This window comes from Rhodococcus sp. BP22 (genome assembly GCF_014281965.1).
GTDB lineage: Bacteria > Actinomycetota > Actinomycetes > Mycobacteriales > Mycobacteriaceae > Rhodococcoides.
In genome coordinates, this window is record NZ_JACFTB010000002.1 from 123,048 (window position 1) to 144,437 (window position 21,390).

Here is a 21,390-nt window from a genome sequence, read left to right on the forward strand (position 1 = left end):
AACACCACTCAGTAGAGGGAATGTCTGTGTAATCGGATAAATGCGTTCAACCAAGTTTTTCGCTTTCCCCTGAGATTGCCGAAACACCAGCTGAAATCGGGGGGTAAAGTCCGGCCGACGACGTTCTTTCTCATTCTCGTGATGGCGTCACTTCGGAACCCGCACGATGTCCTACGCGAGAACGATCAGGGAGCCAAGAGATGTCCGCCTCCACAGAAGAAGCTCCGAACTCAGAGCACTCGCCCCTCGATGAAAGCAACCCACCACCGAACAAGGTTCGCTTCGGACGAGTTCGACACTGGCTGGCCAGGTTCAATCCGATAGGTCTGATATTCGCCCTGGCGTTCTACTGCTGGTCGATGTCCCCGTCACTGCTACCGCGCCCCTGGCATCTCCAGGCCGTGGCCAGCGGCGTGAGTGCGGCGATCGGCTACGGAGTAGGAGCCCTGGTTCTTTGGCTCCTCCACAAATGTGGGCTGACCCGACAGTGGTCACCGCGATGGCAGCGGGCCGGTTGGATCACGATCGGAATCGTGGCTCTGGTCGTGATCCCCACCTTCCTCGTACTCGGATCGTGGTGGCAGGACATCTCCCGAGAACTTGTTGGTGTCGAGCCTGGCAGCAACTGGGACTACCTTGGAGTATTTGCCGTCGGCGCCGTGGTCTTCCTGCTCTGCTTACTCATCGGACGCGGCCTTCGGCTGCTCGTGCACCTACTCGACCGATTCGTCGATCGATTCCTACCCGCACCCATTGCGCTGGGCGTCAGTGCGCTCGTCGTAACTGTGATCGTGGTGCTCATGATCGAAGGCATTCTCTCGACGGGAATCACGCGTATCGCCAATGGTTCTGCCGCCGTAGCAGACAAGGGCACAGCCGACGGAGTGGTTCAGCCTACTTCGCCAGAATGCTCAGGGTCTCCGGATTCGCTCGAAGCTGGGATTCGCTCGGGCGTGAAGGCCGGACATTCGTGGCAGGCGGACCGGATGCCGCACAGATCACCGAGATGACGGGAGCACCTGCGCAGGAACCGATCCGGGTATATTCGGGTCGAATTTCAGTAGATGCAGACGGTTTCGAGGACGGCGAAAACGTCGTCGACGCGCTTGCCGACAATGTTGTCGCCGAGCTCGATCGGACCCGCGCGTTCGATCGTGAGTACCTTGCCGTGGCCACCACCACCGGGCGTGGTTGGGTGAATCAGGATGTGGCCGCCTCGCTCGAATACCTGTCCGGCGGCAATTCTGCGATTGCGTCGATGCAGTATTCCTTCCTGCCGAGCCCCTTGGCATTTCTTGCCGACCGCAAGACGCCCAAGCTTGCCGGACGCGCGTTGTTCGAGGCGGTGTACGCCCGGTGGAGTGAGCAACCTCCCGAGCAGCGACCCAAACTATTGGTCTTCGGAGAGTCCCTGGGTTCATATGGCGCGCAGGACGCATTCTCCGGCGCTCAGGACATCATCGCCCGAACTGACGGTGCTCTGTTCGTAGGCACCCCGAACTTCACCGAGCAGTGGCGGCGGATCACCGATTCCCGAGATCCCGGTAGTCGTGAAATCCTGCCCGTTGTCTACGGTGGCGAGAATGTGCGCTTTGCCTCGACTCCAGCCGACCTCGAGGCACCGGGCCTCGGCGAGTGGGATACGCCGCGCATCGTGTACTGGCAGCATGCAAGCGATCCCATCGTGTGGTGGTCACCGAGTCTGCTCCTCAACAAACCCGACTGGCTCGACGAGCCACGCGGCGAAGACATCGACAAGGGGATGAACTGGGTGCCGTTCGTGTCTTTCTGGCAGGTCACCCTGGACATGGTGTTCGCTGCCGAGGTTCCTTACGGCCACGGCCACGCCTACGGCCCGGAAGCGGTCTACTTCTGGAACCAGATCCTCGGCGTCGACAATCAGGAACTGTCGGACCGTATCTTTACGGAGCTCGACAACTGAGCAGCGTAGATATAACTTCCGAATAGCAGCGACGACCTACCTGTCACGGCGTCACTATCGCAAAGTCCGGATCGGGTGCGTCGAGGTAACTTGCCAATTCCGCCAGCCGGCTCGGATCGCCGTCGACGCGTACCTTTCCGTCCGAGATCATTGCACTGAGGTCCATCCCGCCGAGCAATATTCCGATCAGGTCAGGCCGGGTCAGGTGGAAAACGGTGTCTCCTCGAGGTGCATCGTGATCAAGGTTGAAGTGAACCAAAAGGCCGTTACGCAACGCCGTTCGGTGCACCAGCTCTTCGTCCGTGATGTCCCAGTCCAGCACGATGTCGGCCGACCACGCCCGTGGCCCGTCGACACGCAGCGCGATGGCGTCGAAGAGCTGCCCTACCGTGAGTGCCCCGAGAATGTCGGGGGCAGCAGTGGCGGTTGGTGTACCGACATTTCCTTGGCGCAACTCGTATGCACCCATCAAGAAGAAGTTTCGCCAAGTACCGTTCTCACAACCGAACCCGAGTTGTTCGAAGGTATCGGCCTGGAGGGCGCGCGCTTCGGCGTTGTCCGGCTCAGCGAACAGTACATAGTTGAGAACTTGTGCCGCCCAACGAAAGTCACCGGCAGCAAAGGTTTCTCGGGCCTTTCGCAATACCTCTGTGGAACCACCCATGAATTCGACGTGTCTTTTCGCGGAATCCACCGGTGTGTGCGGCCACAGCAGGGCCGGATTGCCCTCGAACCATCCCATGTACCGCTGATAGATCGCTTTGACATTGTGACTGACCGATCCGTAGTAACCCTTGGTGTGCCACGCCTTGTCTATGGCCGGAGGCAATGCGATTTCCTCGGCGATCTCAGTACCCGTCAACCCCTGATTGATCCGCCGCACCGTCTGGTCGTGAAGATATCCGTACAGATCGCGTTGGAGTGCCAGAAATTCGGTCAGCCGCTCCGTCCCCCAGGTGGGCCAATGGTGCGAAGCGAACAGCACATCGGACTTGGATGCATACCGATTGATCGCTTCGGTGAGGTATACCGACCACACATGCGGATCGCGTACGAGAGCGCCACGCAGCGTCAATAGATTGTGCAAGGTGTGGGTCGCGTTCTCTGCCATGCACAGGGCACGCAGGTCCGGGAAATAGAAATTCATTTCCGCCGGAGCCTCCGTTCCCGGCGTGAGCTGAAATTCGATCCGGACCCCGTCGATCGTCTCCGTGTGGCTGGTCTGGTCGATGTACACGGTCGGCGCAATCAGTGTGGGCGTACCCGTAGACGTCGTCAGTCCTAGACCTGCCCCCACTGCGCCCAGCGGGCCTCGCGGCAACGCTGCTCCGTACATATAAGCGGCACGGCGGGACATTGCTGTTCCCGCATAGACGTTTTCCTCCACTGCATGCTCGACAAAACCTGCCGGTGCAACTACCGGGCACCGGCCGGCGTCGACGTCCTCCACGGTGGTGACACCCTTGACGCCACCGAAATGATCGATGTGACAATGACTGAAAATCACCCCGGTCACCGGCCGTTCGCCGCGATGGGCGCGGTACAGCGCCAGCCCTGCGGCCGCAGTCTCCACCGAGATCAGTGGATCGATGACGATGACCCCCGCATCTCCTTCGACCAGTGTCATGTTCGAAAGGTCCAGCCCTCGAACCTGGTAAATTTTCTCGCTCACTTCGAACAAGCCCTGTTTGGCGCACAGCTGCGATTGACGCCACAAGCTGGGATGCACTGTCGGTGGACACGAGTCCTTCAGGAACGCGAAAGAATCGCAGTCCCAGACAACCGACCCGGAAGCGTCGGTGATGGCGCCGGGCTGCAGCGCAGCGACAAACCCCCGATCAGCATCCGCGAAGTCCTGCTCGTCGGAGAAGGGCAGGGTGCGCAATGCGTCTTCGTGCACGGCTCGCACCGTCGGTGTAACGCCGGTATCAGTGGACATGGCTTCCTTTCGGTACGACCATCTCCTGCTTCCGTAGGACCTCGACCGTGGTGATGGCATACCAGTGCGGTCGGGACCGAAGAGTGAAACAGGACCTCGTTCGACAGTACGAATTGCGATGGATGTCCACCTCACACCATCCGGGTGATGTGCGGTCAGTACCACCGTCGACTACTCATCACAGGCATCGATCTCCGCAAAAATCAGCCGCGCTACGGTGTACGAAGCAGTCGGGTAGGCGAAAGGATCTTCGGTGGAGTATCGGATCGACGAACTTGCGCAAGCTTTGGAACCAAAAGCTGAGGACCAGGACTGAGCCATGCCCAACAATCACTATCACCACCTGATGTTCGGGCCCTCAGCAATCGAGCGGCAGAAAGCGACGGGGAGCTACACCGCGTACGGGTCACAGACCGAACGCCCCGACGACGGCCCCATGCCGCTCGATACCCGAGAGAAACTCATCATCCGCGAGGCCGATCAGTTTCACATCGCCTCCGTCGCCGAATCCGGCTGGCCCTACATTCAGTATCGCAGTGGCCCACAGGGTTTCCTTCAGGTACTCGACGATTCGACGCTAGGTTTCTCTGACTTCGCCGGCAACAACCAATATGTGACCGCGTCGAATATCGATCACGACGGCCGCGTTGCACTATTTTTGGTGAATTATCCACTGCGCCAGCGCCTCAAGCTCTACGGCAGAGCACGCGTGATCGAGGCCGACGCCGACCCCGAACTGCAGGCAAGGCTCGAGGATCTGGGAAGTCGAACAGTTGCCGCGAAGTCCGCGCGCAGCATCGTCATCGACGTCGAGGCGTTCGACTGGAACTGCTCGCGTAGCATCATTCCGCGATACAACCAGGCGTACCTCACCGAGTTGTCCAAGGTGTACCAACGCAAGGCGGCCGAACTGGAATCAGAGCTGCTCCGGCGGATCGAAGATCTGGAAGAGCAACTCGCCCAACAGAAACGGACTACCGGTTAGCACTTCCGTAGAAACGACCGAGATATTCGGTCTTGAACTCCTCGAACCGTCCCTCGTTTATCGACGCTCGGATATCGTCGACCAGTTTCACAGTGAATCGCTCGTTGTGGATGGTGCACAGCGTCGAGGCCAACATTTCCTTCGCCTTGAACAGGTGGTGGATGTAGGCCCGCGTGTAGTGCGCACATGTGTAGCAGTCGCAGTGTTCGTCGATCGGTGTGAAATCACGACGATTCTTTGCCGTATTTATGTTGAAACGTCCTGTTGGGACATAGATTGCTGCGTTACGTGCGACACGAGAAGGGTTGACGCAGTCGAAGGTATCGGCGCCGTTCTCGATCGCGGTGAAGAAGTCGTCGGGCTCACTGATGCCGAGCATGTGGCGCGGCTTGTGTTCGGGCAGTTCCTCGTTCACCCACCGCACGATCGTCCCGAGATTCTGCTTCTCGAGAGCGCCGCCGATGCCGTAACCGTCGAAACCTCGCCCGGTCTCACCGGTGATCGTCTCCAGATCGTGTGCGGCCTTGCGTCGTAGATCCTCGTACTGCGCGCCCTGCACCACACCGAACAACGCCTGATACGGCTTCCCGACGCGTTCTGCGGTGAGTCTTTCGTGTTCCTCGACGCAGCGGACGGCCCATGCCTGGGTTCGGTCGACCGATAGTTCCTGGTAGCCACGGGTGTTCATCAGCGTGGTGAGCTCGTCGAAGGCGAACATGATGTCGGCGCCGAGGCGGTGTTGGATCTGCATCGACACCTCGGGCGTGAATCGATGCTTCGAACCGTCGAGATGTGATTTGAAGGTGACTCCGTCGTCGTCGACGTGGGCGAGGCGTTCCTTGCCTTCGGCGATGACGTCGTCGGACTCCACGCGGCTCGCGTCCATGGAGATGACCTTCTTGAAACCGACGCCGAGCGACATCACTTGAAAGCCCCCGCTGTCGGTGAAGGTCGGCCCGTCCCAGTTCATGAACTTACCGAGGCCACCTGCTTCGTCGATGATGTCCGAGCCCGGCTGCAGGTACAAGTGGTATGCGTTGGCGAGTACGGCCTGGGCGCCGAGCTCCTTCATCGCTTCTGGCAGAACCGCTTTGACGGTTGCCTTGGTGCCGACGGCAATGAACGCCGGGGTAGCGATGTCGCCGTGCGGGGTGTGGATGGTACCGGTTCGACCGAGCTGACCGTCGAGGCGGCTGTCGATGTCGAAGAAGGGGTCGTTTGGAGCGCTCACTCGACCAACCTTAGGCGAACTGCGACGCATACAGCCTGTTGTACGCCCCGCCCGACTCGACGAGCGAGTCGTGATTGCCTTGCTCGACGATCCGGCCGTCCTCCATGACGACGATCAGATCGGCGTCGCGGATGGTCGAGAGTCGATGGGCGATGACGAAACTGGTGCGGTCGCTACGCAGGGCTGCTGTTGCCTTCTGCACCAGCAACTCGGTGCGCGTGTCGACCGAACTCGTCGCCTCGTCGAGAATCAGGATCAGCGGCTTGGCCAGGAACGCGCGAGCGATGGTGATGAGCTGCTTCTCACCGGCACTGACATTGTTTCCTTCCTCGTCGATGATCGTGTCGTAGCCGTTGGGCAGAGAGTGCACGAACTTGTCGACGTAGCTCACTCGCGCCGCCTCGAGAATCTCTTCCTCCGACGCATTCGGATCTCCGTAGGCGATATTGTCGCGAATCGTTCCGCCGAAGAGCCAGGTGTCCTGCAACACCATTCCGGTCCGTCCACGTAACTCGTCGCGGCTCATCTCGCGGGCGTCGACGCCATCGATGGTGATTCGGCCCGAGTCGAGTTCGTAGAACCGCATGATCAGGTTCACCAATGTCGTCTTGCCGGCTCCCGTCGGGCCGACGATTGCAACGAGATGCCCGGGCTCGGCGACCAGCGAAAGGTCCTCGATCAGTGGCTGACTCTCGTTGTACCGAAACGAGACGTTCTCGAAGGCGACGCGGCCGAGATTCGATACGGGGACGACAGGTTCGACTGGATCTGCGTCCTCGTCGTCGGCGTCGAGCAGGTCGAAGATCCGCTCGGCCGAAGCGACGCCGGACTGGACAAGGTTCACCATCGAACCGACCTGCGTCAGTGGCTGGGTGAACTGACGCGAATACTGGATGAACGCCTGTACTTCACCGAGGCTCAGCGTGCCCGATGCAACTCGCAGCCCACCCACGACGGCGATGATCACGTAGTTGATGTTTCCGAGAAACATGATGGCGGGCATGATCATTCCGGAGATGAACTGTGCCCGGAAGCTCGACTCGAACAGTTTGTCGTTGCGGTCGCCGAACTCCTGCTCGACCTCCGCCTGCCTGCCGAATGCCTTGACCAGTTCATGACCGGTGTAGGTCTCCTCGATCTGCCCGTTGAGCCGCCCCGTGTGCTTCCACTGGGCGACGAAGTGCGGCTGCGATCTTTTGGCGATGACGGCTGTGACAACGAACGACGCCGGAACCGTCAGCACCGCAACGAAGGCGAGCAGCGGCGAGATCCAGATCATCATCCCCAAGATGCCCAACACTGTCAGCACGGAGGTGATCAACTGACTCAAGGTCTGCTGCAGGCTGGTGGAGACGTTGTCGATGTCGTTGGTGACGCGACTGAGCAGCTCGCCGCGGGTTCGAGAGTCGAAGTACTTCAAGGGAAGTCGGTGGATTTTGCGCTCCACACTGTCACGCAGATTGCGCACGGTGCGCTGGAGCGCGATGTTGAGGATGTATCCCTGGGCCCAGGCGAGCACCGCCGACGCCAGATACAGCGCGAGTACGAACAGCAGAACCTTCCCGACCGCCGAAAAGTCGATCCCGACGCCAGGGGTGACGTCCATTCCGGACACCAGGTCTGCGAAGGTTCCCTGCCCTTGCGCACGAAGTCCGTCGATCGCTTCCTGCTTGGTCTGGCCGGCCGGGAGCTGATTCCCGACCACACCGTTGAAGATCAAGTTGGTGGCATGCCCGAGGATGTTCGGACCGGCAACGGTGAGAACAACGCTCACGACGGCGAACGCCAGCATCAGCGACAGCAACGTCTTCTCCGGCTTCAGAAGTCCGAGTAGTCGTTTGAGCGAGGACTTGAAGTTCAGCGCCTTCGTTCCGGGCGCTACAGGCGCGCCAGGACGTCCTGCTGCCGGCCCCGCCGATGGGGATTTCGTCAGTACAGGCTGTGTAGCAGGCTTCGTCACGATGCTGCCACCGCATGCTGCGAGTCGACGATCTCGGCGTAGGTGGGGCACGTGATGACCAGGTCTTCGTGCGTACCGAGCCCGACCGGTCTGCCGTCGTCGAGCACAAGGATCTGATCCGCGTCGACGATGGTCGAGACGCGTTGTGCAACAACGATCATGCAGGCATCCTTCATGACGGGTTTCAGCGCGCCTCGGAGGTTGGCATCGGTGGTGAGGTCGAGCGCGGAGAACGAGTCGTCGAACAGGTAGATGCTCGGGCGTCGCACGAGGGCCCGTGCGATCGCGAGCCGCTGACGCTGACCACCGGATACGGTTGTTCCCCCCTGCGCGACGGCGGTCTCGAGGCCGTCGGGCATCTTTCGGACGAAATCCGCACCCTGCGCGATCTCGAGCGCCTCCCACAGTTCCTCGTCGGTGGCGTCGGACTTGCCGTACCGAAGGTTTGTGGCGATTGTTCCGGAGAACAGGTACGGCTTCTGTGGAATGAGGCCGATCTCCGATCTCAGGATGTCGATGTCGAGTTCGCGAATATCGACGCCGCCGACCAGGACCTGCCCGGCCGTGACGTCGATGAGTCTGGGGATCAGGTTGATCAGTGTGGTCTTACCCGATCCGGTACCGCCGATGATGGCGGTGACCTTGCCTGGTTCGGCTACGAGGTCGACACCGCTCAGTACGGGGAATTGCGCTCCAGGAAAGGAGAATTCGGCGTTCCGCAGCTCGACACGGCCGGGCGTCGTCACGAATGCCCGGGGCGCGGCAGGCAGTACGACCGAAGACTCGGTGGCAAGCACCTCGCTGATGCGGTCGGCACAGACCGACGCCCGCGGCACCATCATCGCGATGAACGACGCCATCATGACCGACATCAGGATCAACATGATGTAGCTGAGAAGCGCTGTCAACGAACCGATTTCCATGGTTCCGTCGTTGATGGCATGGCCGCCGAACCAGATCACCGCGACGCTGGTCACGTTGCTGATCAGCATCACTGTCGGAAACATCAAGGCCATCAACCGACCGACACGAAGCGCGGCATCGGTCAAAGAGTCGTTGGCGACGGCGAATCGATCGATCTCGAATCGCTCACGCACGAAAGCCCTGACGACGCGGATGCCGGTGATCTGCTCACGGAGTACGCGGTTGACCGCGTCGATACGGATCTGCATGGACCGGAACCCCGGCACCATGCGAACCACGATGAGTCCCATCGAGATTGCCAGTCCGGGGACCGCGATCAGCAGGATCCAGGCCAGACCGATGTCTTCCCGAAGCGCCATCACCACCCCACCGATACACATGATCGGCGCCATCACCACGATGGTGAAGCCCATGACGATCAGTAGCTGGACCTGTTGCACGTCATTGGTGTTGCGGGTGATGAGCGACGGCGCGCCGAACTGCCCGACTTCACGTGCCGAGAACGTCCCGACGCGATGCAGAATGGACTTCCGCAGATCGCGGCCGGCACCCATGGCAGCCTTCGCACCGATGAGCACGGCCGCGACCGAGCAGACGATCTGAACAAGCGAGACACCCAGCATCCACATGCCGGTGGACACGATGTAGTCCGTGTCCCCGCGAGTGACGCCGTTGTCGATGATGTCCGCGTTGAGTCGCGGTAGGTAGAGCGAGGCAGCCGTGGCCACGAACTGCAGCACCACCAGTGCCACAATTGAACGCTTGTACGGGGCCAGATAGGTCTTCAGCAGTGGAATCAGCATGACGGCCGACGGTTACTCGTGCACATATAGAACAGTCTCCACACTTTTCGGGGTGTACGAGGCAACCTTCGGCCGATCTCGACTCAAGCCGTGACTGGTTGCTCCTCCTTGGCCGTCGGCCTGGCTGCGTTCAACTTGGCGCCTTCGATGTCGACGTCGGGAAGAATCTTGTCGAGCCACTTGGGCAACCACCACGCTTTGTCGCCGAGAAGCGCCATCACCGAAGGGATGATGACCATGCGGACTACGAAGGCATCGAAGAAGACTGCGGCAGCCAAGGCAAAGCCGATCGACTTGATGAACGAGTCCGGCTCGGCCATGAAGGCCGCGAACACGGAGATCATGATGACGGCAGCGGAGGTGACGACGCGTGCGCCGTACTTGAACCCGTTCACGACGGCGTCCTTCGCAGTTGCGCCATGCACGTACTCCTCGCGCATTCGAGACACCAGGAACACCTGGTAGTCCATCGCGAGCCCGAACACCACACCGATGAGGAAGATCGGCATGAAGCTCACGATCGGTTGCGGGTTACTGATCAACCCCAGGCCACCTTCTTGGAAGATGAACACCGTGGCGCCGAACGTGGCGAGAACGCTGAGCAAGAAACCGATCGTGGCCGTCAACGGCACCAGAATCGAGCGGAACACCAGCATCAGCAGCACGAACGCCAGTCCGACCACCACTGCCAGATACGGCACCAATGCGTCCTGCAAGCGCTCGGAGACGTCGATCTCGAGTGCGGTCTGACCCGTCACGCCGTAGGAGACGCCGGTGCTCTCCTTCACTCCGGATTCCGCGGCCCTCAGGTTCTCGACGAGGTCCTTGGTTTCCTGACTGTTCGGCCCACTGGACGGTGTCACGATGATCTGAGCGGTATCGCCGGCCTCGTTCACCGCGATGACCTGAGCGTTGGACACATCCGATTGTTCGTAGATCGCGTCGACGACCTTCTGGAAAGCCGCGGTGCGATCGGCGTCGGCCACATCAGTGGCGTCGGCGATGGTCAGAAGCGGTCCACTCTTGCCCGGTCCGAATCCTTCACCTTCGAGGTCGTAAGCCTTGCGCACGGATGTCGCCGGGTCGGCAGTGGCGATACTCGGCAGTGCGAGCGAAAGTCCGGTCGTAGGACCTGCGATGACGCCGAGGAGCACGATGCCGCCGATGAGACCCAGAGCTGGGCGCTTGACCAGGAAGCGTGCCCAACGAAGACCGTTGGTGGGCGTCGCGTTCGGATCCTCAGGGTCGGTGGTGTTGACGAACTTGATCTTGCCTGCGAAAGCCTTGCCCTTGTAGAGGCCGAGCATTGCGGGCAGGAAGGTCAGCGCAATCAGCACTGCGGTGAACACGGCGAAGGCCGCGGCCAGACCCATCTGCGAAAGGAACGGAATTCCGACGACGCGCAGCGCGACAAGGGCAATCAATACAGTTGCGCCGGCGAATACGACGGCCGATCCAGCGGTTCCGACGGAGCGTCCGACGGCTTCCTCCCGATCATCGGTGAGCGTCAGCTCATGCCGATATCGGGCGAGAATGAACAGTGAGTAGTCGATGGCGACCGCAAGGCCGATCATCACCGCGAGAATCGGGGTGAACGACGACAGATCGGCGAAGCCGGACGCGGTGGTGATGGCGAGGCTGCTGATACCGATGCCCACGATGGCAGTGATCAGCGGAAGGCTGGCCGCGGCGGCCGACCCGAACATGATGAGCAGCACGATGGCGGCGACGGCCAGGCCGACGATTTCGGACGTCCCGCCCGGTGGGGACGCATCCTGGGCGACACTGCCACCGAGTTCGACGGTGAGGCCCGCATCGCGTGCCGGCTGAGCAGCATCGTCGAGTGCAGTACGCAGATCGTCGGTGACGTCGGCGAGTTCGGCGGCAATCGGGACATCGAGCGTGCCGATGTTGCCCTCCGGACTCAACGGCGACAGCGCTGCAGCATTGGCGGCCGCGACATCGGGAGCAGTGCCGTCCTTGGCTGCGAGCTCGTTGTACTGCTCGACTATTGCCTTGTTGGCTGCAACCGGGCCGACCAGCGGCTTCTGCCCGCCTGGCTTGGCCGAGGCCTCGACGTCGTCGATCTTGTCGATCTCGGCGATGGTGGCATCGATCGCTGCGGTGTACGCGGGCGTGTCGAGGCTTTGACCATCAGGAGCTGCGAAAACGTAGTTCGCCGAGACAGCCGTCAGCGGGTCTTCGGCGTCACCGAATCGCTCGGACTGCAGGTCGAGTGCGGACTGCGCGGGTGTGCCCGGAATATTGAACGAGTTGGCAGTCGGACCCGAGAGGGTCGACGCGCCGATGCCCGCCAGCACCAGAATCGCGAGCCACAGGGCAATGACTATGCCTTTTCGTCGGTAAGCGAACTTGCCGATTCGGTATAGATAGGTGGCCACTGGTTGGTTCCTCAGTTCGTGTTCGTTGTATTCGGGGCCGGAAGGCCTGCTTGCAGTTGATCGAATGCATCCTCGACGAGCTCTTTGGGCGAGAGCAGCCCCGAGGGGTCGTTGGTCCAGAGGGTCAGCGCTGCAACGACAGCGGCACCGACGGCCATCTGCAGCAGGTTCGGATAGAGATCGGTCTCGATGTCGGTGCCGGTTCGCTGCGCGATCGCTTCGCCCAGCACGCGGGTGAGCGACTGGTGAACTTCGAGCTTGCGGGCCATCACTGCAGGATTGGACTCGATGAGCTGTGCCGCCGCGAACGTCTCGCCGAGATCACGCTCGGGATCGGTCACGATCGATACCGCGATGTAGCGCAGCGATTCCCAGATCGGTTCCTCCACCGGCCGCGCGCGGAGCATCCCGAACCACTCGAGCGCAGATGTCTCGATGTGATGGAGGACAGCTTCTTCTTTGTTGGCGAAGTAGTTGTGAAATGTCCGTGTGGAGACGCCGGCCTCGGCAGCAATGGCGTCGGCGGTGACCGCGTCCAGTCCCCGAGCCGTGCCGAGACGGACGGCCGCGAGACCGAGAGCATCGCGGGTTGCTGCCTTCTTCAGATCACGAAGGCCGGTGCTGGGAGCTGTCACTTCATCCAAACTACGGACTTTGCAGAGTTCTGCAATGTTGCACTCGACTGCAAATATGTCGAATGCGTCACAACGCTTATTGCTTATGAACTAGGACACATCACTAAGGGCTACTTCAGCGTCGTGCCCACGCCGCCGGATCGCTGGTCAAGTCGAAGATGAGCGACGGCAGGTCGTCGTCGGCGATCTCCGCCAACGAGACAGCCTCCAGAACAGCGCGCATATTCGATCGCACAGCAAGCCACACCAACCGAAGGGGTTCAGCAGGACCGGGATAGTCGACATCCTCCGGGCGCTGACCCCGCACCGACGCCAACGGACCCTCGACCGCTCGAATGACATCGGCGACGGAAATTTCCGCGGGCGGACGGGCCAACCAGTAACCGCCATCCGGACCACGCCTACTGCGCACCAAATCGGCTCGCCGGAGATCGGCGAGAACGGACTCCAAGAACTTGTGCGGGATGTTCTGCGCCGTCGCCAGCGCCTCCGCCTTCCCCGGAGCTCCGCCGGCCGCCGCGAGCTCGAGTAGCGTCCGCACGGCATAATCCGCCTTGGCGGTAATGTGCACCGTCGGTCCCTTCGTAGGATGTCCCCAATTCCTATCATTGGAATAGGAAATGAGCCAGTTCCTCGTTGGTTGAGCGGACACCCTTTTGGTACGGACGCCCTTTTGGAGCGGACACCCTTTTGGAGCGGACACCCTTTTTGGTAAGCCCGCACCTCTTCTCACACGCGAATACGGGGGCTTGCTTGGTAAAAACGGTGCGCGCTTATACCGTCCAGCAGGCTGCGATCGTGTCGAGAACGCCAACGAACTGGTGCCCACCCGATCTGTGCTCGTGCACCGACGCCGAGGGCAGGCGGGCCGCGTGCAACTTCAGGTGGGTAAACGGGACGACGTCGTCGTCGCGGCAATGATGCAAGGCCAGCGCCATCTCGGGCTGCGGTCCGGTGAACGCATAGTCCTCGACGTCCCAGCCTTTCGACGTCCAGTCCGGCATTGCCAGCAGCACAGCATTCGACGGTATCGCCCGACGCTTCTCCGCCAGCACACGTAGCAGAATCGATGCGCCGAAAGAATGCGCGACGACGCTATCCCCGGACTTCATCGCGTCCGTACACCTGCGAACAATCGTGGCCCACGCCTCGAACGACATATCTTCGTCCGAGATGTGCGGCATCACCACGGCGCACCCGAGTCTCTGCGCAAGTCCTTCCGCTATCGGGCGATCGTCGACGTAGCCGCCGGCACCGTGGAAATAGAACAGTCGCCGCATGTAATGCGCCCTCCTCGAATCTGGTTGTTCCAGTGGGCAGACCAGGACGGTCGAATGGAATCATCGGTCTGTCTCAGGCACCGCCGGAAGGGAACCGATTCTGCCTCGGCTGCGTCTAATCTGTCGACGGAACAATCAAGGGGGATCGATGCGACGCGGAATGCTGGCGACAGCCGCTGCCCTGACCCTCCTCACCGGCTGCGGCCAACCCGTCGAAGGAACCCCGGTCGCCGGCGAACCCTCACTGGCAAACCAATTCGACCCCTGCACCATCCCCGACGACGCCATCGCACGAACCGGACTCGACCCCGACTCCCGGCTCGCCGAGGCTGATATCGGGATTTCGACAAAAGAATGGAAGAGATGCCACTGGCAGGACGCGTCAACAGTTCCGCGATACTCCTATCACATCCTATTTTCGCAAAAATTCACCCTTGCCGACGTACGAAAGAATCCAGACAACGTCGGATTCTCCGACGTCATGGTCGGTACTCGTGCAGCGCTGCTCTACCGATTGAGGGTTTCCGACAGCAAGGGAATTTGTGACCTCGCATTCGACACCGAGGAGGGTGTCGTCATCATTTTTGCCAACAGCCAAAGACCCAGTGACACTGCTGAACAGGACCTTTGCGAGATCGTCCGGCGACATACGGAAGATGTCGAATCGTATCTGCCACCATCGTGAACAATCGAGCTTCCGTCAAGAGGAGCACACGTGCCCCCGAAATCAATCGAACCGAATCTCCTTACGCATTGGCAAGACCTCGCTGTCGCAGCAGACGATGGCCACCTCTACTTGACCGGAGGTGCCGCAAGAGCGTGCGATGTGGCGTGCGATCAATATCTGGATTTGCTGAAAACCTGCAAGAGTCGCGCCTACGAACTCGCGCACGTCAAAGGCATGGGTGACTTCGAATCCGGCATAGCGCTGGCGCGAAAGTTTTCGCTGAAGGCAGTGGGCGGTGACAACAACCTGGTGGACGTCTTGGACAGTCACATCCTTGTGGTCGAATCCATGCAAAATGTCTTCCGCAAGTTCATCGTCCGCACCGCCGCAACCGACGGGGAGAACGCGTCGAGTATCAACATCGACGGACCGAGGTAAGAGTCGACGCACCCGGATAACGCGGGCGAAACAGTGTTCTCTCAGTGCTGTTGGACGATATTGAAGACGTTCCCATCTGGAGCCTGGACGAAGAACCGAGTAACACCCCAGGGTTCGGTGGTCAGTGGATGCACGATGTCGTACCCATTCTCCTGCGCCTCGGTGAGGGCCGCATCGATGTCGTCGACCATGATCGAGACGACGGGGTTGACGGAGGCAGACGCGTCGTGAGTAAGAATTTGGATGTGGGCGCCGGTGTTCGGTGAGGTGTACCTGGCGACCCATCCCAAGTTGAACTCTTCGACGCTCAGGCCGAGGTAGTCGGTGTAGAAGCTTCGAGCCTCGCCCATGTCTGGTACCGCAATATCGGCGATGATGTCGGTGACTTTCATGTAAATTCCTCCGCGAGGTGAACTTCCTTCCCCAAATCCTGCCACGAGGTTGACTTACATGATCGACGTTCCTCGAATCGGTGTTCTAAGTGCTGGAGTTGATCAGAAAGTCCACGGATCCGGTTGCTTCGACTGTCACGAATCCTAGTGAAGGCGGTTCGATTCCGTAGTCGCTCCACGTCGTCGGGATACTTCCTGACGCGATCAGCGCATCACCGGATTGCAGTACTTCCATCTGAACCGAGACTTTCCGCGACTGGTCTTTGAGTGTCAGAGTGCCTTCTGCTGTGACAGTTTCGGTTGTTCCGTCCTTCGGGAGTGCCGAGAGGTCGATGGGTGAATCGATGGTGAAGGTTGCCGTCGGGTAGGTGGCCGTGTCGAAGATGTTCCCGCGGAATTGACTGTCGCGTCGCCCACTGTCGGTGCTGATCGAATTCGTCTGCACCACAACCTCACCCGCGGTGAGAAAATTATCGGTGATGGTGACGCTGCCGCTCACTTCGGTGGTCGAACCTACAACGGTGACGTCGGCCCCGTTGAGGACCTCCTTGACGGTGTATCCCGCAGCCGTCGTGTTGGCCGCGTCTCCTGCGACCACCGTCCACCGTCCGTCGATGTCGTCGGTCGATGCGGCCTGCGCTCCGGATGTGGACACGGTAGCTGCAGGAGCGTCGTCCTCGGCGAAAATTTTGCCGTAGATCCAGGGCCCGACGAGAATTACGAGGGCCACTACGACCACTATCCCGAGCGCACTCCACCGTTTCTTGGTCATGTAGCCCGATGCTAGTTGCACCTTCAACCCGATGGGTGACCTAGCGCCTGGCAAGTTACTGAGAGATTTGTCCGTCTCGGCCTGCAGGGCTCGGACTGGATAGCCGTCCCAAAACTCCTCCCGAACTGGAATGCTGGTGTTCGACGATCAAGGTGGTGGCGCGTATGCCGGACGAAGTACGACTGATCAACCTCGCTGCCGGCATGGCGGTGACGGCAGCAGGTGCCGTACGCGGATCCTTGCGCATGCTGACCCGGCTCCCCGGCCTGTCTGGACCTGCCGAGGCACTGTCCGTACGCGGCGAGCGAGCAGTGGCCGCCGCCGCTGTAGTCGTGGACGCGCTGATTCGTGTCACGATCACCAAGGTGGTCGCTGCTGCCCTGGACGAGATCGATCTGACGCGGCTCATCCGAGAGAACGTCGATATCGATGCCATCGTCGAGTGCGTCGACCTCGACCGAGCTGTTGCGAGGGTAGATCTCGACAGCGTGGTCGCACGAGTGGACCTCGACAAGGCCGTGGCGCGGGTCGACATTGCCGCCGTCATCGGTCGAGTCGATCTCGATGCCATCATCGACACCGTCGACCTCGATCGCGCCGTCGCGCGAGTAAACCTCGATTCCGCGATCGCCAAGGTGGACCTGATCGCTCTGGCGAACTTCGTGATCGAGGGTGTCGATCTGCCGGACATCATTCGCGAGTCCACGGGGTCACTGTCGGCCGAGGCCGTGCGAGGAGTCCGCAGTCAGGGAATGCAAGCCGATGATGCAGTGACACATTTCGTCGGACGGCTGTTCGGACGCGATCAAGGTCCGGCGACCCCATGAGCCATCCGCAACCTTCGCTCGAGGACATGCGGGCGGCCGGGATCGTCACGCGCGGAGTTGCAGCGTTGATAGATCTAGCCGTGGTCGGGGTGCTGATGGGATCGGTGTACGTCGGTTCCCTCTTCATACAGCTGTTGTTCAGTCCGCAGTCCTTCAGCTTCCGGTCTCCTGCGGTATTCCTGTCGATTTCGGTCTTTCTTGCGTTGTCGATCGGCTATCTGACACTGTGCTGGGCGACGACCGGTCGTACGGTCGGCGCACTTCTGATGGGTGTCCGACTGGTCTCTCCTCGTCACAGAGTGCTGCAGTGGCCGTTGGCGGCGTTACGAGCCGTGCTCTGTGTCGTATTCGCCTTCGGCCTGTTGTGGGCGGCTGTCGACGGGCGCAGGCGCTCGCTGCAGGACATCGTGCTGCGCACCTCGGTGGTGTACGACTGGCAGCCGAACGCCGCGTTGGTCGACCCGCACGCGACTACTGGACAATAGGGACATGGACCCGATCGAAGCACTGCGCGAGATCGCCTACTGGCTCGAACGCTCACGCGCAGACACGCACCGCGTCAAGGCATATCGACGGGCAGCCGACGTCGTGGAGTCGCTGGACGAAGCTGCGCGTTCGGAGCGCAACAGAACCGACTCGTGGTCCGCCCTGCCGGGGATCGGTGCAAAGACTTCCCTCATCATCCGGCAGGCCGCCGCAGGAGAGGTCCCGGAATATCTCGAGGAGAAGCGCGCCGAGGCCCAACCGATCGGTGAGAACGATCTACGTGCCGCGCTGCGTGGTGATCTGCACACCCATTCGAACTGGTCCGACGGCGGAAGCCCGATCGAGGAGATGATGCGAACGGCGCGCAGTCTCGGCCACGAGTACTGCGCGCTGACCGACCATTCGCCGAGACTCACTGTCGCGCACGGACTGACAGCCGAGCGCTTGCGCCGCCAACTCGACGTCGTCGCCGAACTCAACGAGCAGCTGGCGCCGTTCCGTATCCTTACCGGGATCGAGGTCGACATCCTCGACGACGGTAGCCTCGACCAAGACGAAGGGCTGCTCGCCGAGCTGGATATCGTTGTTGCAAGCGTGCATTCGAACCTTCGTGCCGACTCGGACACCATGACGCGCCGGATGGTCAACGCAATCGCCAACCCCCACGTCGATGTGCTCGGTCACTGCACCGGCAGGCTCGTCGAGGGCGGCCGCGGCACTCGGCCGGAATCGAAGTTCGACGCCGAGGTGGTGTTCGAAGGCTGTAAACAGTTCGGCACTGCGGTCGAAATCAACGCTCGGCCAGAACGCCAGGACCCGCCCGAGCGGCTCATCGACATCGCTCTCGAACGCGACTGCCTGTTCTCCATCGACACCGACGCCCATGCGCCGGGCCAATTGGATTGGCAGGGTTACGGATGCATCCGAGCCGAGAACCAGGGAGTTCCTGCCGAACGCATCATCAACACTTGGGCACTCGATGAGCTCCTCGCTTGGGCCGGTGGTTCTCGGTGAGATTCGGCCGAACCCTCACTTGCATAACGACACTCGCTCTTCTATCCGGATGCGCCTCCACCCAGCAGCCCCCAGCGCCGCAGACACTTCCAACACCATCGCCCGCGTTGGTTCCCGCGCTGTCCGATCCACCGATCAGACTTGCGTACGGTTCGGACAAAGACAACATCGGCGACCTCTATCTCCCCGACAACGGCGTCGACGGGCTCCCCGTTGTAGTCATGGTCCATGGCGGCGGTTGGCAGGCGAAGTACGACATGACGTACTTCGCTCCCATCTCACAGGCCATTGCCGATCGCGGAATCGCGGTGTGGAACATCGAGTATCGCCGCGGCGTCGACTGGCGGGACACCCTCGCCGACGTCGACAACGCAACCGAAGCACTGGCGAACACCGTTCAGAAAGCCGCCGGTGGTCGATTGGATCTGGACCGCGTACAGGTTGCAGGGCACTCCGCGGGCGGTCAACTCGCGGCATGGATCGCCGGCCGGCACACACTCGACGCGTCCGCGCCGGGGGCGCAGCCAAGCATCCGTCCAGCCAGCGCGACGATCATGGCCGGGGTCTTCGACATGGCGCGGGCAGCGACCATCGGCAACGACAGGTTCGTCCCTGCATTCCTCGGTGGCATGCCCGACCAGGTTCCCGACCGGTATCGCATCGCGTCGCCGATCGAGCATCTTCCGACCGATGTCGCGGTCACCGCAATTCATGGGGACAGCGACGTTACCGTGTCGGTGAATCAAAGCAAGGTGTACGTCGAGGCCGCTCGGTCGGCAGGAGATTCTGCCGAGCTCGAGATCCTGCCTGGCCTGGGGCATAGTGACTTCGTCGATCCCACGTCCCTGGCGTGGTCGACGTCGATCGACACCATCGCCGAACACGCTGCATCGCTGAACTGATCGAGCCGCTCCCCTGGTACATACTTTCCCCATGATGCGGATGATGTGGGTCGGCGTGTTCGCGGTTCTTGCGCTTACCGGTTGCAGTTCGGAGGCATCGAACTCGTCGAGTGAGGCATCGGCTTCGGCCACCTCGGCGATGTCTTCGGTAACAGCAGGGGCAACTACGACTGCATCCTCGGTTCCCGCCCGCCCCTCGAATGCAGCGGATAGCCCACCGGTGGCGACGCCGAAGCAGTCCCCAAAGCCGGTGCCCGAGGGAGCAAATTCACCTCAGCTCGCGACGCCGCCCAAATCCCCCGAGTCGATTCCGGCACCGGAGCCGAATGTGGCTCTACCGCCGGAAGGAACTGATATGCCGCATGGCGAAGCGTTGTACCTCGACATCTGCCAGCGCTTTCTTCCCGCGATCGATGCGTTGGAGTCGACAGGCGCAGCTAGCCGGGAACAGTCCGTCGTGGGGATGAGAGGAAAAATGGAATCGAATCCGAGCTGGTCGACCGTGTCGGTAGAGGATCAGCGGGAAATTGAGCGCGGACTCAGCGCCGCTGGAAACGGAAGTTGCTGAACGCACAAAACTCTGCAGCAACCGGTTCCGTGGCATAGGCGAAGGCGTGCCGGTAGTAGTACTCGTGCTTGAACGTCGACCACAGAGTCCGCGTCGGCATTGTCCCAGCATATGCCGGTTTCTTCCATCGAACGCCGCAACCCGTACCGCTCGCACGCCTGCCTCATGACCTCCGCGGTGTATCGAATTCCCCTGTCCGAGTGCAGAATTGTGCCCGCAACATCGCCGCCGCGTTCGGTGACCGCCATGTCCAGGGCGTCGAGGACGAGTTCGGTGCGCATGTGATCGGCCACCGACCAATCGAGGACCTTCTTGGAGTGCTCGTCCTTGATCGCACACAGGTACATGTCACCGTCACCGCAGGTCAGGTGGGTGGGGGTACCTTTTTACACAAAGTGCTTGGGGGAATGTCGGAGGTCCACACCGCGTCGAGGCGTCCTTGATCGATTGCCGTTGCACCAGATCGCCGGGGAAGGTGGCGAAGGGATCGATGACGGTGGTGCGGACCTTGAACGTGCGCGGGCTGATTCCGACGACACCGATCGCCCGCATGATCTTCGCGACTGTTTTCTCGGTGATCACCTCGCCTTGTCGTGCAGTTCTGCAATGATCCGGGGAGAACCGTAGACGCCTTTCGATTCCCCGTGAATATCGAGGATTTTCACCTCCAAGTCTGCACGTCGTTGCTGTCGTTCGCCCAATCGGGTTGTCACACTACGTCCCTGGTGTTTGTAGAATCCGGAGGTCGACACCTCAAGCAGTCGTGCGATCCGTACAACGGCGGAGTTCGCGTACTCTGCGGCCATCAACGCGTCGGGCTCTACTTTTGTTAATCTGCAGCGAAGTACGCGGACGCTTTTTCGCCAAACGCGATGCCTTCTCTTGTTCGGAGACTTGTTTGCGCAGCCTGGCGAGTTCGGTGCGTTCTGCTGCGGTGAGAGTCCGGTCCCCGGACGTGGCGGCGGCGTCCATGCGGGCGCTCAGCGGCGACCCAGCGTCCGAGCAGGGCTTCGTTGGTGCCCAGTTCGCGGGCGACTTCGGCGATGGTGCGACCGAAATCGATCACCCGGCGGGCGGCCTCGACCTTGTATTCGGTCGTGAACGACCTGCGTTTGCGAGACATGAGGGCATCCTTTCCAGCGGAACCCTCGATCCCGCTATCGGTGTCCACTTTTCGGGGTGAACCTCAAGCAGCGTTTAGACTGTGTGCAGTGTCGTCGTCG

23 protein-coding genes are annotated in these 21,390 nt (G+C 61.0%); 9 read left to right on the plus strand and 14 right to left on the minus strand.

Annotated elements, in window-relative coordinates; all coding sequences use genetic code 11:
* Positions 1-200 precede the first annotated feature (200 nt).
* On the plus strand, positions 201-1,010 hold the full coding sequence (locus H2510_RS21060) for an alpha/beta-hydrolase N-terminal domain-containing protein (RefSeq protein WP_315901250.1): 810 nt from the start codon (positions 201-203) through the stop codon (positions 1,008-1,010).
* Positions 971-1,942, plus strand: a complete 972-nt coding sequence (locus tag H2510_RS21065; protein ID WP_315901251.1) for an alpha/beta-hydrolase family protein — start codon at positions 971-973, stop codon at positions 1,940-1,942. Before H2510_RS21060 ends, H2510_RS21065 begins: the two co-directional genes overlap by 40 nt.
* 43 nt (positions 1,943-1,985) lie before the next feature.
* Here the strand turns inward: H2510_RS21065 and H2510_RS05055 are convergent, their stop codons facing one another.
* Complete coding sequence (locus H2510_RS05055) at positions 1,986-3,881, minus strand: alkyl/aryl-sulfatase (RefSeq protein WP_186627271.1); 1,896 nt, start codon at positions 3,879-3,881, stop codon at positions 1,986-1,988.
* A 319-nt stretch (positions 3,882-4,200) separates the two neighbouring features.
* Here H2510_RS05055 and H2510_RS05060 point away from each other — a divergent pair, with 319 nt between their 5' ends.
* Entirely contained in the window at positions 4,201-4,866 is a 666-nt protein-coding gene (locus tag H2510_RS05060) for a pyridoxamine 5'-phosphate oxidase family protein (protein ID WP_186627272.1), read from the plus strand.
* Here H2510_RS05060 and tgt read toward each other — a convergent pair.
* The 7 genes from tgt to H2510_RS05095 all read right to left on the minus strand — a co-directional run bounded on the left by tgt (position 4,856) and on the right by H2510_RS05095 (position 14,101).
* Entirely contained in the window at positions 4,856-6,127 is a 1,272-nt protein-coding gene (tgt, locus tag H2510_RS05065) for a tRNA guanosine(34) transglycosylase Tgt (protein ID WP_084345712.1), read from the minus strand. The two genes, H2510_RS05060 and tgt, sit on opposite strands and share 11 nt — an antisense overlap.
* The gene (locus H2510_RS05070) at positions 6,108-8,030 is read right to left on the minus strand and encodes an ABC transporter ATP-binding protein (RefSeq protein WP_186627628.1); all 1,923 of its coding nucleotides are present in this window, start codon (positions 8,028-8,030) and stop codon (positions 6,108-6,110) included. The genes tgt and H2510_RS05070 overlap by 20 nt, the downstream gene beginning before the upstream one ends.
* Positions 8,031-8,053: 23 nt before the next feature.
* Entirely contained in the window at positions 8,054-9,784 is a 1,731-nt protein-coding gene (locus tag H2510_RS05075; protein WP_186627273.1) for an ABC transporter ATP-binding protein, read from the minus strand.
* Positions 9,785-9,867: 83 nt separating this feature from the next.
* Positions 9,868-12,186: an MMPL family transporter gene (locus tag H2510_RS05080; RefSeq protein ID WP_186627274.1), complete on the minus strand. Its 2,319-nt coding sequence runs from the start codon at positions 12,184-12,186 to the stop codon at positions 9,868-9,870.
* Positions 12,187-12,197: 11 nt separating this feature from the next.
* Complete coding sequence (locus H2510_RS05085; RefSeq protein ID WP_186627275.1) at positions 12,198-12,830, minus strand: TetR/AcrR family transcriptional regulator; 633 nt, start codon at positions 12,828-12,830, stop codon at positions 12,198-12,200.
* A gap of 106 nt (positions 12,831-12,936) precedes the next feature.
* A complete protein-coding gene (locus H2510_RS05090; protein WP_186627276.1) occupies positions 12,937-13,392 on the minus strand; it encodes an Rrf2 family transcriptional regulator in 456 nt (151 codons plus the stop codon).
* 202 nt (positions 13,393-13,594) lie between these two features.
* A complete protein-coding gene (locus H2510_RS05095; protein WP_186627277.1) occupies positions 13,595-14,101 on the minus strand; it encodes an alpha/beta fold hydrolase in 507 nt (168 codons plus the stop codon).
* 148 nt (positions 14,102-14,249) lie between these two features.
* Here H2510_RS05095 and H2510_RS05100 point away from each other — a divergent pair, with 148 nt between their 5' ends.
* Positions 14,250-14,786 carry a DUF3558 domain-containing protein gene (locus H2510_RS05100; RefSeq protein WP_186627278.1) on the plus strand — a complete coding sequence of 179 codons (537 nt, stop codon included), beginning with the start codon at positions 14,250-14,252 and terminating at the stop codon, positions 14,784-14,786.
* A 30-nt stretch (positions 14,787-14,816) separates the two neighbouring features.
* Positions 14,817-15,206, plus strand: a complete 390-nt coding sequence (locus H2510_RS05105; RefSeq protein WP_222438342.1) for a hypothetical protein — start codon at positions 14,817-14,819, stop codon at positions 15,204-15,206.
* A gap of 41 nt (positions 15,207-15,247) precedes the next feature.
* Here H2510_RS05105 and H2510_RS05110 read toward each other — a convergent pair whose 3' ends face one another.
* Together H2510_RS05110 and H2510_RS05115 are read right to left on the minus strand one after the other, a co-directional pair.
* The gene (locus H2510_RS05110) at positions 15,248-15,598 is read right to left on the minus strand and encodes a VOC family protein (RefSeq protein ID WP_186627279.1); all 351 of its coding nucleotides are present in this window, start codon (positions 15,596-15,598) and stop codon (positions 15,248-15,250) included.
* Between the two features lie 85 nt (positions 15,599-15,683).
* Positions 15,684-16,370, minus strand: coding sequence for a YceI family protein (locus H2510_RS05115; RefSeq protein WP_186627280.1), 687 nt, complete (start codon positions 16,368-16,370; stop codon positions 15,684-15,686).
* A 164-nt stretch (positions 16,371-16,534) separates the two neighbouring features.
* Between H2510_RS05115 and H2510_RS05120 the strand changes: the two genes are divergently transcribed.
* From H2510_RS05120 to H2510_RS05135, 4 genes are all read left to right on the plus strand, one after another.
* Positions 16,535-17,197, plus strand: coding sequence for a hypothetical protein (locus H2510_RS05120; protein WP_186627281.1), 663 nt, complete (start codon positions 16,535-16,537; stop codon positions 17,195-17,197).
* Positions 17,194-17,682 carry an RDD family protein gene (locus tag H2510_RS05125; protein WP_186627282.1) on the plus strand — a complete coding sequence of 163 codons (489 nt, stop codon included), beginning with the start codon at positions 17,194-17,196 and terminating at the stop codon, positions 17,680-17,682. Before H2510_RS05120 ends, H2510_RS05125 begins: the two co-directional genes overlap by 4 nt.
* A 4-nt stretch (positions 17,683-17,686) precedes the next feature.
* Positions 17,687-18,697, plus strand: coding sequence for a PHP domain-containing protein (locus tag H2510_RS05130; RefSeq protein ID WP_186627283.1), 1,011 nt, complete (start codon positions 17,687-17,689; stop codon positions 18,695-18,697).
* A 107-nt stretch (positions 18,698-18,804) separates the two neighbouring features.
* Positions 18,805-19,599, plus strand: coding sequence for a S9 family peptidase (locus H2510_RS05135; RefSeq protein WP_261392749.1), 795 nt, complete (start codon positions 18,805-18,807; stop codon positions 19,597-19,599).
* A 516-nt stretch (positions 19,600-20,115) separates the two neighbouring features.
* Here the strand turns inward: H2510_RS05135 and H2510_RS05140 are convergent.
* The 4 genes from H2510_RS05140 to H2510_RS21185 all read right to left on the minus strand — a co-directional run bounded on the left by H2510_RS05140 (position 20,116) and on the right by H2510_RS21185 (position 21,290).
* Positions 20,116-20,514 (minus strand): DDE-type integrase/transposase/recombinase, encoded by a 399-nt coding sequence (locus H2510_RS05140; protein WP_186627285.1) that lies wholly within the window; start codon positions 20,512-20,514, stop codon positions 20,116-20,118.
* A 7-nt stretch (positions 20,515-20,521) separates the two neighbouring features.
* On the minus strand, positions 20,522-20,749 hold the full coding sequence (locus tag H2510_RS05145; protein ID WP_186627286.1) for a hypothetical protein: 228 nt from the start codon (positions 20,747-20,749) through the stop codon (positions 20,522-20,524).
* Positions 20,746-20,880 (minus strand): IS3 family transposase, encoded by a 135-nt coding sequence (locus tag H2510_RS20715; RefSeq protein ID WP_261392750.1) that lies wholly within the window; start codon positions 20,878-20,880, stop codon positions 20,746-20,748. The genes H2510_RS05145 and H2510_RS20715 overlap by 4 nt, the downstream gene beginning before the upstream one ends.
* Before the next feature lie 116 nt (positions 20,881-20,996).
* On the minus strand, positions 20,997-21,290 hold the full coding sequence (locus H2510_RS21185) for a transposase (RefSeq protein ID WP_186627287.1): 294 nt from the start codon (positions 21,288-21,290) through the stop codon (positions 20,997-20,999).
* Positions 21,291-21,390: the final 100 nt, after the last annotated feature.